Annotated in this window: 11 protein-coding genes; 5 read left to right on the top strand and 6 right to left on the bottom strand. The window is 41.4% G+C overall.

The window, feature by feature from the left end:
* Positions 1 to 205: 205 nt before the first annotated feature.
* From BCU94_RS17875 to BCU94_RS17860, 4 genes are all read right to left on the bottom strand, one after another.
* The gene (locus BCU94_RS17875) at positions 206 to 2,281 is read right to left on the bottom strand and encodes a TonB-dependent receptor (RefSeq protein ID WP_102477146.1); all 2,076 of its coding nucleotides are present in this window, start codon (positions 2,279 to 2,281) and stop codon (positions 206 to 208) included.
* A 196-nt stretch (positions 2,282 to 2,477) separates the two neighbouring features.
* Entirely contained in the window at positions 2,478 to 2,987 is a 510-nt protein-coding gene (gene luxS / locus BCU94_RS17870; protein WP_102477145.1) for an S-ribosylhomocysteine lyase, read from the bottom strand.
* A 265-nt stretch (positions 2,988 to 3,252) separates the two neighbouring features.
* Positions 3,253 to 3,552, bottom strand: coding sequence for a BolA/IbaG family iron-sulfur metabolism protein (locus BCU94_RS17865; RefSeq protein ID WP_102437964.1), 300 nt, complete (start codon positions 3,550 to 3,552; stop codon positions 3,253 to 3,255).
* A 148-nt stretch (positions 3,553 to 3,700) separates the two neighbouring features.
* Positions 3,701 to 4,369, bottom strand: coding sequence for an alpha-ketoglutarate-dependent dioxygenase AlkB (locus BCU94_RS17860; protein ID WP_241905027.1), 669 nt, complete (start codon positions 4,367 to 4,369; stop codon positions 3,701 to 3,703).
* A 336-nt stretch (positions 4,370 to 4,705) separates the two neighbouring features.
* Here BCU94_RS17860 and BCU94_RS17855 point away from each other — a divergent pair, with 336 nt between their 5' ends.
* Positions 4,706 to 6,397: a diguanylate cyclase gene (locus BCU94_RS17855; RefSeq protein WP_198590911.1), complete on the top strand. Its 1,692-nt coding sequence runs from the start codon at positions 4,706 to 4,708 to the stop codon at positions 6,395 to 6,397.
* Here BCU94_RS17855 and BCU94_RS17850 read toward each other — a convergent pair.
* Positions 6,374 to 6,730, bottom strand: coding sequence for a winged helix-turn-helix domain-containing protein (locus tag BCU94_RS17850; RefSeq protein WP_102477142.1), 357 nt, complete (start codon positions 6,728 to 6,730; stop codon positions 6,374 to 6,376). The two genes, BCU94_RS17855 and BCU94_RS17850, sit on opposite strands and share 24 nt — an antisense overlap.
* Positions 6,731 to 6,890: 160 nt before the next feature.
* Here BCU94_RS17850 and BCU94_RS17845 point away from each other — a divergent pair, with 160 nt between their 5' ends.
* Both BCU94_RS17845 and BCU94_RS17840 read left to right on the top strand, forming a co-directional pair.
* Positions 6,891 to 7,643 (top strand): PH domain-containing protein, encoded by a 753-nt coding sequence (locus BCU94_RS17845; protein ID WP_102477141.1) that lies wholly within the window; start codon positions 6,891 to 6,893, stop codon positions 7,641 to 7,643.
* Positions 7,636 to 9,315, top strand: a complete 1,680-nt coding sequence (locus tag BCU94_RS17840; RefSeq protein ID WP_102477140.1) for a PH domain-containing protein — start codon at positions 7,636 to 7,638, stop codon at positions 9,313 to 9,315. Before BCU94_RS17845 ends, BCU94_RS17840 begins: the two co-directional genes overlap by 8 nt.
* 110 nt (positions 9,316 to 9,425) lie before the next feature.
* On the opposite strand, the gene BCU94_RS17835 is transcribed toward BCU94_RS17840, so the two are convergent.
* On the bottom strand, positions 9,426 to 9,857 hold the full coding sequence (locus BCU94_RS17835; RefSeq protein WP_102437970.1) for a universal stress protein: 432 nt from the start codon (positions 9,855 to 9,857) through the stop codon (positions 9,426 to 9,428).
* Positions 9,858 to 10,238: 381 nt separating this feature from the next.
* On the opposite strand from BCU94_RS17835, the gene BCU94_RS17830 reads away from it, so the two are divergent.
* Together BCU94_RS17830 and BCU94_RS17825 are read left to right on the top strand one after the other, a co-directional pair.
* The gene (locus BCU94_RS17830) at positions 10,239 to 11,663 is read left to right on the top strand and encodes a coniferyl aldehyde dehydrogenase (RefSeq protein ID WP_102477139.1); all 1,425 of its coding nucleotides are present in this window, start codon (positions 10,239 to 10,241) and stop codon (positions 11,661 to 11,663) included.
* Positions 11,664 to 11,816: 153 nt separating this feature from the next.
* Positions 11,817 to 12,428, top strand: coding sequence for a TetR/AcrR family transcriptional regulator (locus tag BCU94_RS17825; protein ID WP_102477138.1), 612 nt, complete (start codon positions 11,817 to 11,819; stop codon positions 12,426 to 12,428).
* Positions 12,429 to 12,615: the final 187 nt, after the last annotated feature.

The raw sequence follows: 12,615 nt of genomic DNA, 5'->3' as shown, positions 1-12,615 counted from the left end.
CAAATAGGGTGTGGAACAGTCTGATTTAACGTCATTGAATGCAATATTTCAGTAACACAGGCACTATAACATTAATTTTAAAAGAAATAATATAAGAAGTGATTTACGGATTTGTTAACAAAATTCGCTTTAGTACGAGCTAAAATAGCCCATACTAAAGCAGAATTAAAACAAGCACCTACAAGAGGAAGAAGAGGTGAGACAGTTAAAATCTGGCCTGATATCCAAGGTAACTCAACATCTCGCCTTGAGAAGTAATGCCTAAATTAGACTGTTGACTGACTAAATCCTCGTCAAGTAAGTTTTCTATACGCAAATAAACTTCGTGCACATTAGAAATATGATAGTTAGCTGCTAAGTCTAGCTTCCATTGTGTATCAATTTGTTCACCGCCATTAATGGCAGTGGCATAACCCATTTCTGATTGATATAAAGCTTGGGCGATGACACTAAATTGACCCATTATTAAGCCCGCATTTAAAGCTAATTGTTGCTCAGGTACCCAAGGAAGTTGTTCGCCTTTTACATAAAGACCGATTAAGTCGTTAAAACCAGAGTCTCCAAACTCAGCTTGGCTGTATTGGTATTGAGCAGAAAGAGGGATTGAAAAGCTATCAAAGCCGACAGTGTAATCGACCGACAAGTCGATGCCGTTAACGGACGTATCGTTAAAATTGTCTTGTACATAACGCTGTGAATAATCACACGCCATACTCCACATACAAGTCACATGTTGATTATCAAAGTCTTGTACGTAAGCATTTAAACCAACATTTAGTGCATCATTGCTATAGCCAAGTGCTAATTGATACTGCAGCGACTCCTGCGCTTGTTGCAATGCATTGCCCGCTGATGCAGCTGTCCAAGCTTGCTTAGCTGAAACAGCCGCTTTCCAAGCACCTGTGGTATAGGCAATTTCGATTGCCGGGATCCAGCCATCATCAGAAAAATCAGCCGCCTCTATGCCATAGGCTTCAACGTCAATTTCGCGAGTAGTACTGACACTTTCAAAGCTCAAGCCTAAGTTTATCGACAAAGCGCCATAGTTGAGTTTGGCGTCAGCGCTGGTAATGAGTACGTTAACATCGTCGATATAAGCTAGCAGCGCATTATCAATATTGGTGCTCGCAAGACTTCTATCTTGGCTCCAGGTCCAATCTTGCTGGCCAAAACGCATTTTGGCTTTATCTGAATGAAACAGCGCACCATAGGTCACTTGATGAGCGCCATATTGACTTACACCTTCCGTTTGCAAGCCATAGCCCGAATATTGATTATCTTCAAGCATAGAGCCTAAAGCCAAACCGCCTGTAGTCGGGGCTTTATCAAAAGCTGAAATCGCTGATAATTCTGTTGTACCAATAAACACGCCAGATAACGAGTTTAATTGCGAGATTTGCTCATCATAGGATTGGTAATAAAAATCGGACATCACCACCGAGCCATCACTAAGATTAACAATATGGCTCACTTGATACTTATGGCGCTGGCCTTCACGGTTATCATTTTCGGTAGCCGAATACGCCCTACCCGGTTTAGCCTGCCAATCTTGGCTGGTTAAACCGATATTGGAGTGATCATTTTCTGAGTTAGTGTATTGGTACATAAACTCTGTCGTTTGTGGGTTTCTAGCGCCAGCAAGACTATCAGCATTAATTTTGAACATGATATCGGTTTGGCTGTGGTCGCTATCAAGGTTGGTCACAAAACCTGTTTCTTCGGCGGTATTTTGGTAATCCACCGCAAACAGCATGCCGTATTCTTTATTTAAGCCACTGGCAATGGCGCCCACGCGGCCACCACCATTATCATTAATTTCGATGTTAGCCTGAGCATCTAATTTTGTTGGGCTGATCTGCGCCGTGGTGTAATCCACACTACCAAAAGCCCCTTTACCGCCTTTTGTCACTCCAGTCATGCTGGCTGTAGTCACTTGGGTTTGTAAGGCTAAATTCGGTTGTAACACTAAATGAGGCGCTGAATAAGGAGACGGTGAAAAGGATACTCTATCTTGAGAAATCGCAATGCCATTGACCGCGCCGCGATGACTGATGTCAGTGGTTTGCCCCATGGCAGCAGGCATGATTGTCATTCCTGACAATGCTAGGGGTATTGTACTGCTGCGATAATGAAATGGAGCTGTCTGAGGCTGGTCGAGTACAACAGTATTATTTGATTCATCCAAGGATGCCGTCACAGAGCTTGCAGCAAAACTTGAAGAATGACACACAAACAGCACAGCAGAAGCAATTACAGACAAGCTGAATTGGCCTTTAGACATGGTTAACTCCCAAAATACATCATCGGCATCGCAATCCGCTACGCCTTTATTATTATAAATAACATCCTATTACTAACTTTTAACAATAACGTTTTCATGCAAATAAAAACAGTATTTTAATAAAATTAACCACAAAAAAAACAAAGCGGCCGAAGCCGCTTTGGTGTCAAACTAAAACCTAGGATTAACAGCTAGCCTATAGCGTACCTAAAATGTCTTCACTCAATTTAAGGTCATCATTACGATTGACACTTACACCAGCGGCAATGATTGCACGAGCAATATCTTGGGCTTGATCAAGTGAGTGCATGTCATAAGTGCCACACTGATACTCATTTAATTCAGGGATCTCACTTTGTTCAACCACTTTAAGTACATCACCCATTGCTGCAAGCCACGCATCGGCAACAACCCGCTCTGTCGGCTGACCAATTAAGCTCATGTAAAAACCGGTGCGACAACCCATTGGCGATATATCAATAATTTCTACCGAGTCACCATTCAAATGATCACGCATAAAACCGGCAAATAAGTGCTCAAGGGTATGAATACCACGTTCACTTAAAATATCTTTATTTGGCGTACAAAAACGCAAGTCAAATACCGTAATGGTGTCACCTTTAGGTGTACTCATATGCTTTGCGACACGCACAGCTGGAGCTTCCATTCGTGTATGATCAACAGTGAAACTATCAAGTAAAGGCATGACTCATTCCTTAAGGCTAAGTAAAAGATGTTTGGCATCATAGCATCAAAATTGAAACCAGACAGCTATGTAAACTTGGGATAAACCGGAGTTATCTTCATGTAATAACCTGTCTGTGTGACAAACTGATGACCGATACTTATTACTTTTATTAAAACACTAAAGACTAAAAAGCAAAAAACCTCATCTAAAGACGAGGTTTTGATTTTTAAGCTAATTTGGCTAGTTTGCCTTAATCTACAATGACCATAAATGGCCTTATGGATTAACCTTTACAATTTGGCGTTTTAGGCACTGCATCTAATGCTTGCCACTCAGCCTGAGTATATGCATTAATGGAAAGTGCATGCACGCCGTTGGCTAACTCATCCGCTAACACAGCATTTATTGCTCGGTGGCGGGCAATTAATCGCTGCGCTTCAAACTGCTCACTCACCACCACCACTTTGAAGTGTGTTTCTGAGTTAGGCGGCACATGGTGGCGATTGCTTTCATTAAGCACATCTAAATGTATCGGACTAAAAGACTGGTTCAGTTTATCGCTAATGATTTGTTCAACTGACATAACAAACTCTTTATAACTACATTTTAAAGTTTGAAGACTACTGCTTAACTCCCCATAAATCAAACTAGCCAGTCGGCAATCTGATTTAAGTGGCAATTTTAGTTAACAATGCAAGCTAACCTAGTAAGTTAAAGATTACGCTGATGAATTATCCCTTCAATTGATGATAGCCGACAATTAACTGCCTAAAGGTTAGATTTAACCGACAGTTCTTAACCTTTAAACGCTTTGGTACTGCATGCTGCCACTGTGATTGCATCCCTTGATGCATAATGAGTAAATCACCGCTTTCAAGCTCAACGTTTTGTTTTATATTGAGGCTTTTATGCCGTAAGGCAAAAGTTCGACTGGCGCCAATACTGACTGACACAATTGCGCTATTGGCTACTATTTCAGGCTCATCATCACTATGCCAGCCCATAGAATCTAAACCGTTTTGATAACGATTAACCAATACCCCGTTGCAATTAAACTGCAGTTCATCCCGCAGCCGCTGCCTTAAATCTGCTAATAAGTGTGGCCAAGGCTGCGGTGAAATTAATAAAGAAGAATATTGATATTCACAACCAGGAGCAGCAAACCATACTTGAGCGCGAGGGATAGGATGCTGTTTACCAAAAAGCGTAATTATCGGTTTTTCAAAGGGGTAGCTATCGGCATCGGCTAGCAACTGTTGCTGCTCCCCGCGTGATAAAAAGCCCTTTATATACGTTATTGGCGCAGTTATTGGCGCGCCATGGCTCTTGGATTTAGCGCTGGGGCTATTTTGATTGTCACTGCTGTGCTGATCAGATAATTTAAACTCGATTTGTTTCACCCCCGCCCTCCTTTTGCCTCTTAAAGAGAGGCTAACGTTGACAACCGACACTTTGTGACTAATCCTTTAGTATACCAATAAATTATTTTACATTTTTTTAATATTAACTCACTAAACTTTATGAGAGCCTAAAATTACAACGTAAGCTGTTTTATTAAGCTAGGTGAACCGCCTTAATGTTTATCCCAACACCGTCATTGCAGCAGCGCCGCCACTATCTTATCGGCGGTTTTAGCACTGTTAGTCTATAAAAGATAAAGGTAGTTTATTGCACTTATGAAATGGATATTGGATCTGCTTGTCAATCTAAGCATTATGTTCAGCTTAAGCATTGCCATGTTCAACATCAGCAATGCCCATGCTGAAAAGCTCAACTTAACTGAGACTTACACCGCGCCAATAGGCCAATCTATAGGGTATTACACCGAAACAGATCGTATTAACGCATCGCAAGCTTATCAATTATTCCGTAATGGCCACTTCCAGTCAGGCAGCGAGGAAATTAGCAACTACGGCATCGGCTCTAACCCTGTATGGATTAGTCTATCCATTAATAATCCAACTCAAACTCAGATAAACCGCATCATCCACTTTGATAATTACTGGCTCGATGAAGTCAGTGCTTATTGGCTAAGCTCAGATAGAATTGCTCATTTTGAGCACCAAGGTGATCTATCGCTATTTTATAAACAACCGACTTTTCAACCCAGCTATAATTTTCAATATAGCTATCCACCAGGTATAACCACGGTATTAATTAGGCTTCAAACCTTAGATTCCATGGTCATTCCGGTATATTTATTTGATGAAAGCCAAAGCGCTCAAAACAGTATATTTAACTCCTATAGTTACGGTTTTTTATACGGCGCGATTATTGCGCTGCTGATTTATAACTTTATTTTATTTTTAGGCTTACGTCTGAGAAGCTACTTTTACTACTGCCTATACCTGCTTAACTTTCTAATATTAAATATGGCATATAGCGGTCATGGTTCGTTATGGCTTTGGCCAAATTCGCCTTATTGGCAACAATGGGCTGTGCCAATCCTTATGGTCACCTTCTGCTCCAGTGGCATTGTATTCGCGTGCCACTTTTTACGTCTGCGATATCAACTGCCGCTATTACATAAGATCTTAAAAAGCTTATGCGTACTTTTTCCAATATTGATGCTGTTGGCAGTGATACTGCAAGACCGAGTATTAGGGTTGATTTTTGCTTTTGATTTGATGCTGTTATTCAGTGGCTTGATGATTGTATTAGGGGTGCTGTCATTAAATTTCGGCAATATTTCCGCACGGTTATTTTTACTGGCTTCAATATCATCAATGATAGGTATTGCCATAACCGCGCTTGCGGTGTGGTCATATATTCCATTTAATGACTTTACTTATCGCGCTGCTGAAATAGGGGTAGGTATTGATGTACTTTTACTGGCATTAGCATTAACTGAGCGATTTAGACGAATCGAAAATGAAAAACTGATCGCAGAAAAGATGGCTCAAATGGATCCGTTAACCCTGCTTAATAATCGCCGCGCTTTTTACCAATTAGTGGAGCCGCAATTTAATCAAGCCAATGGCACTATGGAATCGCCGAGTAATACCCCTTCTATCGTAATGATTGATATCGATAAGTTTAAAGATATTAATGATAAATATGGGCATATTTTTGGTGATTTAGTCTTGGTTAAAGTCGCATCTATCATTAGAGATACCCTACGAAAAAATGATATTGTGGCGCGCTGGGGTGGCGAAGAGTTTATTGTTTTTTTACCGCAAACGGCTGCAAAAGAGGCCGATAGTTTAGCAATGCGGATTTGTGAAAATATTGCCAAACTCAATTTGCAGCACCAACACGTTAAAGTGCAGGTTACAGCCAGTATTGGCATAGTGACCAGTAATGCTGAAATCTATCAATTACCAGCCTTAATTGAACAAGCCGATAAACACCTATATCAAGCTAAACGAGCCGGCAGAAACAGAATATGTAATAGTGAACAGGCATTAACCCATAGCGTCGCCAGTTAAAGATAGCTCAAGTGCTAATGTAATTTTATCAAAATGACTGTTCACCCAAGCTCCATTAATCGGCCCCCAATCCAGCAGCTGATAAAAACCCGCATTGTGTCTTTGCCCCTGCTGTACAAATTGCACATCAATGCCTATGTCAGTGAAAGCTGCTATGTTGTCTTGCAAGGTGCGTCTTGGCATTTGGGTCTGCTTTTGTAATGACAACAAATTATGCTGTTGCTGCTCAATGAGTCCCGCCAGATAGACTTTACGTAAAAACGCTTTTTGCGCTTTAGAGACAGGTCGCACTAAAAATCCATTATTAGCCGCTGCAGCAGTTACTTTTTCCATATTACTCAATCCCATATACTATATAAGCTTAAAGTAATGGATTATGAGTGGTTAAGAAAGACTAATCGACACTTATTATTCATCAATCTCTACCAATCAAGCTTTTAGTAAACAAGCTTTTAGCAAACAGTTGCGACTAACTTAGCAAAAGGATTTATATATGTCGGCCACACCAGAATCAGATGTGACAGTAGCTAGCACCTCAGAAAAACTGCTCATAGCTGAGGCAAAGTGGCAGAGCTATACAGAAGTGACATTAACCAAGGTAGATAAAAACTACCCGAAGCAAATATTCAGCCAAAGCATTGGGCTGTTACTGTTAATATTAGCCGCGTTAGTTGTCGTCATGACATTAAACCAAGCCTTAGGGCGTAATGAATACCTCATCATTAGTGGAGTATTGATTGCCGGAGTCGTGCTGACATTGATCCGCTTTTTGGCGGCTAAAAAGTTGCGCTACGGCGTACTTGAACATGAAATATTAATACGCCAAGGCTTATGGTGGATAAAGACCACAGCTTTACCTTATAGCCGCTTGCAGCATGTGAGTTTGTCGCAAAACCCATTGCAAAGGCGCTTCAACTTAGCCACCATAAAGTGCTTCAGTGCTGGCAGTGGCGCGGCAGAGATTTTCCTCCCGGGACTGAGCTTTACCTTGGCAGAAAAGTTAAGGCAGCACTTACTGAATAAAGCCTCTTATCATCAACAACCGCTCTCCTCAGATATAAGCTCTGACATAAGCTCTAATATAGGCTCTGGCATAAGCTCAGATACAAGCTCTAATATAAGCTCTAATTTAGGCTCCGACATAAGCTCTAATATAGCCTCTGATATAAGTTCAGATACAAGCTCAAATATAAGCCCTGCAATAAACACTGAAAAGCCGCTAACAAAAGAGGCCGCTGATGAGTAACCAGCCAAATGAGCCTCAAAAAGATAACAAGATTTCAGTAGCGCATTCTTCACTGCAAACCTCTGAGAATCCTTCATCACAAGCAAAAAAAGCGACTTCAACGTCAAGCTCAAAATCCACTACAGCTGACAAAAATGTCAATGCCTTAACCCAGTGGCAATCGCTGTCTCCTTGGTCAATGCTAAGCTTTATTTTTGGCAGCGCAAAAGCCATTTTATCTAATGGTTACGCCATCATTCCAGTTGTGTATGCCGGTTGGCAGAGTGGTTTTGATTTACAAATGGGTCTACTCGGCTTTGTTGTAGCAATACTTTTACTGACAATATTCTCATTCATTCAATGGCGAACCTACCGCTTTAAGCTTTCAGGGCAACAACTCAATATTAAACGTGGGCTGTTTTTTACCCGCAAAGATGAAATCCCACTCAACAAAATTCAAAATATTCGTTACAGCCAGCCATTTTATTTCAAGCCATTTAAGCTCGGCACCTTAATCGTTGAAACTGCAGGCTCAAAAGATGACGAAGCGCATTTATCGGCGCTTGACTCAACCCAAGCCAGCAAGCTTAAACAGCAATTACTGCAACTCGCTCCCCAGCATCAACTTGCAACTAATGACGCTATCGATGAAATCAGCACTGAAAACACTGCCGATAGTGTTAACACACCTAGCAATAAAACCCACAACACGATTGTAGTGCGTAATTTAAAGCAGCTAATCCAATTTGGTTTTTATCAAAATAATTTGATTTGGTTTGCGGTGATAGCAGGCCCCATTATGGGACAAATTAAATGGGAGCAGATAGTCGAGCTTCCTATTATTCAACAATTTTGGAGCGCTGTTGTCAGCTATAGCGGCCCAAGTATTGCTCTACAAGCCATTGCCATTATGCTGACATTGTTGTTGGTATATTGCCTGTTTTCAATAATTTCTATTGTGGCGGCAGTACTTAAATATCATCCTTATACATTAGAAAAACAGCAACAAACCCTGCAGCGCAGCGGCGGGGTGATCTCCCACCAGCAAGACGCATTAGCTATTCGCCGAGTGCAGCTAGTGCACTTTAGTCAGCCATTTTTAGCTAAATTATTAGGCTTATGGACACTGTATTTTAAGCAGGTTAAAGGCCAAGAGGTTGAGCAAAAAACTACTGAGCATATGTTACTGCCCTGCGTTAAAACTGCAGAGATTGCTGCAATATTGGCGCAAATACCGCAATTAGCAGGCGGGACAACTAATATCCCAGCGCGATACCAAGCTATTGCTTTGGCATGGTTTTTAAGACGCGGCTTGTTAATGTACATTCCAGCGCTATTAATTTTAATCTTTACCGGCTTAAATCCGATCTCTGAAGGGGCTTTATTGATTGCTACTGCGGTTATGGGACTAACATTTTTGCGGTACAAGCAGTGGGGCTATGTGATTGAAGATGAAGTGTTATGGCAACATAGCGGCTTATTTGGCCATCATTGGAAACGGATCCCTTATGAAAAAATACAGCACGTATCTATCACCCAAACAAAAGGGCAACAACGCAGCGGTCATGCCTATATCGAAATTGGCCTAGCTAGCGGCAGCTTAACTCTGCCCTATATCGCTGAAAAAGACGCCTTATTCATTGCCGAAAAAGCCATGCAAACCATTAAGCAAGATTACCGTAATTGGATATAAACGCTTATCTTAATGGCATATTGGCTAATGGTGAATAACTGGCTCTAAATAATCAACCAATGCGAGTTAGCGCTAGTTAGCACTTGTTAACTAGCACTTGTTAACTAGCGCTACTTAACCACAAGCACAGGACAACTGGCCTGATTAGCCACCTCTTCAGCAACATTACTATGCAGAAAATGCGCTAGACCACTGCGTCCATGGCTGGCAATCACCACCATACCAATGTCGCCTTTGTTGGCCTCATCGACAATTTCTTCAATGGCATCACCACGCCTAATTACGGTTTCGACCTTCAAGTCAGTATTTAAATCAGCAAGTAAATTTTGCATTTTGGTGGCTGCAGCCTCTTCCATGCTTTTAGCGAGTTCCTCAGGAGTAATAGCCAAAATCATGTAGTTCTCGTCACCAAGGGGCTGAGAAACCACATGTAAAATACGAATACCCACTTCATATAAATTGGCCATTTCAATGGCATATCGCAGCGCATGGGATGCCGTTTCAGAAAAATCTGTTGGCCATAATATTGAACGTGAACGCATGTGAGTTCCTCCTGTAGATAAAATAAGTGAGCTTTAGCATTAAACAAACTTATCCCACTTATTTAAGTAAATATAGCTAGCGGTATAAAGTAAACTAAAAGTATGAACAATTTCAGTCACTTTTCCATAAGCATCATCACTGTAATCATGACCATAGTTATAAAAAATAACCATCGTTAACATGATAGTTTCAGATACAAACTACTTAAATATCCTCCTAATTAAAGTGTAGTGCAAATAGTAAAAAACCACCTTGACCCAGCTCAAGAATCCAAAGGCTTGCAATTAGACCTAACTCAGCACACACTAAACCGACTAATCAGTCGGTTTTTTTAATTTATTGAAATGATGTCAGTATCAATATCACTCTAGGAGCGCTTTATGAATATGGCCGCTAACAATGTTCAGCAAAGTCCATTACAACAATTACTTCAGCAGCAACGCCAAGCCTATCAGTCAATGCCTGCGCCTAGTTACCAATCCAGAGTTGATAAACTCAATAAACTCAAAGCCGGGTTGCTCAGTTATAGTGAGCAATTTGTTAGTGCATTAGCCACAGATTATGGCCATCGCTCAGCCAATGACACCATGATTTCAGACATCATGCCTTGTGTGAATAACATCAACTACAGTCTGAAACATCTAAAATCATGGATGAAACCCAATAAACGCCATGCCGGGTTATTACTGTCCCCTTCTTCGGTCACAGTGCATTACCAACCCCTTGGCGTTGTTGGCATAATCGTGCCGTGGAATTTCCCAGTCATGCTGGCTGTTGGCCCGTTAATTACCGCCATTGCGGCAGGTAATCGCGCCATGCTTAAAATGTCAGAATTTACCCCAGCCACCAACCAAGTATTGATTCGCTTATTAGCAGAGATATTTAGCCAAGATGAAGTGGTCGTAGTGGAAGGCGAAGCCGATGTTGCCGCGCAATTCTCAGCCCTACCCTTTGACCACCTATTATTTACAGGTTCTACAACAGTGGGTCGCCATGTCATGCGCGCAGCTGCTGATAACCTCACCCCAGTGACTCTTGAGCTAGGCGGTAAGTCACCAGTCATTGTAGCGCCTGATATTGATATCGATACTGCTGTTGAGCGCCTTATTTACGGTAAGTGTTTAAATGCAGGCCAAATCTGCGTCGCACCCGATTATATTTTATGTCCAGAAGACAAAATCGATGCGCTAATCAGTGCCTACAAAACTCGTTTTAATAACATGTACCCAGATTTTGCCAGTAATGAAGACTATGGCAATGTGATTAACCAGCGCCAATACAGTCGCTTACTCGCGGTACTTGATGACGCCAAACAAAAAGGCGCGACCATTCACCCCGCAACTGAGTTCAACATTGATAGCGAAATACGTAAATTACCAACACAGCTAGTGACCAATGTCAGTGCAGATATGGCCATTATGCAACAAGAAATCTTCGGGCCATTACTGCCGATAATCGGGTATAAAGACCTTGATGAAGCCATTGAATATATCAATAACAATGAGCGCCCATTAGCGCTTTATATCATGAGTTTTAACAGACAAACCCAGCAAAATATTATCCAACAAACTCACTCTGGCGGCGTATGTATTAACGAAACTATCTTCCATGTGGCAGCCGATGACGCGCCGTTTGGCGGCATTGGCCCATCAGGTATGGGCCATTATCACGGTAAAGAAGGCTTTTTGACTTTTAGCCATGCGAAAACGGTGTTAAAAAGCGGCAAGTTCAATTCAGGTTTACTGGTGCACCCGCCTTATGGCACTAAAATCCAAGCCTTGTTGATGAAGTTTTTCTTACGCTAATGCGCTAGATAAATGCCAATAATTGAGTGTGCGATTATCGCCTTGGTGATAAACTCGCACGCTCAAAATCCCGATTAATAAATCGCTCATTCATCAACACTCCTTTAATAAAGAGCCCATTAATAAATAGCTCATTGAAAATACGAACAGCATATGACCCAAACTGTAGCCAACAAAAAACCTAAAGTAGACAAGAAACAAGCGATACTCGATAGCGCTTTACAGCTATTTGTTGAGCAAGGGTTTCATGGCACATCCACCGCATCCATCGCTAAAAAAGCCGCTGTCGCCACTGGGACATTATTTCATCACTTTCCCAGTAAAGATGATTTACTCAATCATTTATTTGTTTCAATTAAACAAGAATTTGCTGATGACATTACTCAAGCATTGTCCACCTTTGACAATGCTGGCGAAGATTTAAAAACCGATGCCGAATACCTTTGGCAACAAGCGATTGATTGGGCCTTAAAGCACCCTATTAAGCAGCGCTTCTTTTTGCAATTTTCTATGTCTAGCGACATTGATGCGGCAATTCGCGGTCAAGCCATGAACGGTATTTTGCATTTTGTAGTGCAGCTTATTAGTAAAGGCCAGCAACAAAAGATTATTGCTGATTTTCCAGTTGCGCTAATGCTTGAAAACTGTCACGGCCAATACCTTGCCGCTATTCGCTACTTTACTGACAACCCGCAATGGGGCAATGACCCAAGTCAGCGCCAAGCAAGCTTTGAATTATTTTGGCGCTCAATGAAAGCTCAGTAATCTACTTTTATATTCAAAACCTCCTTTAAAGCCAGTTAGCTGATGACTGGCGAAAGGTGCTAAGCCTTAACCACGAACCGCTTCAGCAAATCTCTTTCGGCTCCAACCATACAATTGACCCAAGCATACAATTGACCCAAGCATGCACTAGATCCAACTATATATTTAATAACAAAATATTATTATC

Source organism: Shewanella sp. 10N.286.52.C2 (assembly GCF_002874545.1).
GTDB lineage: Bacteria > Pseudomonadota > Gammaproteobacteria > Enterobacterales > Shewanellaceae > Shewanella.
The sequence above is the reverse complement of the archived record's forward strand: the minus strand, read 5'-3'. Positions and strand labels throughout refer to the sequence as shown.

What these genes read in the sequence shown, in the direction of transcription:
- BCU94_RS17875 (WP_102477146.1), bottom strand. Translation starts at nt 2,281, where the DNA reads ATGTCTAAAGGCCAATTCAGCTTGTCTGTAATTGCTTCTGCTGTGCTG.
- luxS (WP_102477145.1), bottom strand. Translation starts at nt 2,987, where the DNA reads ATGCCTTTACTTGATAGTTTCACTGTTGATCATACACGAATGGAAGCT.
- BCU94_RS17865 (WP_102437964.1), bottom strand. Translation starts at nt 3,552, where the DNA reads ATGTCAGTTGAACAAATCATTAGCGATAAACTGAACCAGTCTTTTAGT.
- BCU94_RS17855 (WP_198590911.1), top strand. Translation starts at nt 4,706, where the DNA reads ATGTTCAACATCAGCAATGCCCATGCTGAAAAGCTCAACTTAACTGAG.
- BCU94_RS17850 (WP_102477142.1), bottom strand. Translation starts at nt 6,730, where the DNA reads ATGGAAAAAGTAACTGCTGCAGCGGCTAATAATGGATTTTTAGTGCGA.
- BCU94_RS17845 (WP_102477141.1), top strand. Translation starts at nt 6,891, where the DNA reads ATGTCGGCCACACCAGAATCAGATGTGACAGTAGCTAGCACCTCAGAA.
- BCU94_RS17840 (WP_102477140.1), top strand. Translation starts at nt 7,636, where the DNA reads ATGAGTAACCAGCCAAATGAGCCTCAAAAAGATAACAAGATTTCAGTA.
- BCU94_RS17835 (WP_102437970.1), bottom strand. Translation starts at nt 9,857, where the DNA reads ATGCGTTCACGTTCAATATTATGGCCAACAGATTTTTCTGAAACGGCA.
- BCU94_RS17830 (WP_102477139.1), top strand. Translation starts at nt 10,239, where the DNA reads ATGAATATGGCCGCTAACAATGTTCAGCAAAGTCCATTACAACAATTA.
- BCU94_RS17825 (WP_102477138.1), top strand. Translation starts at nt 11,817, where the DNA reads ATGACCCAAACTGTAGCCAACAAAAAACCTAAAGTAGACAAGAAACAA.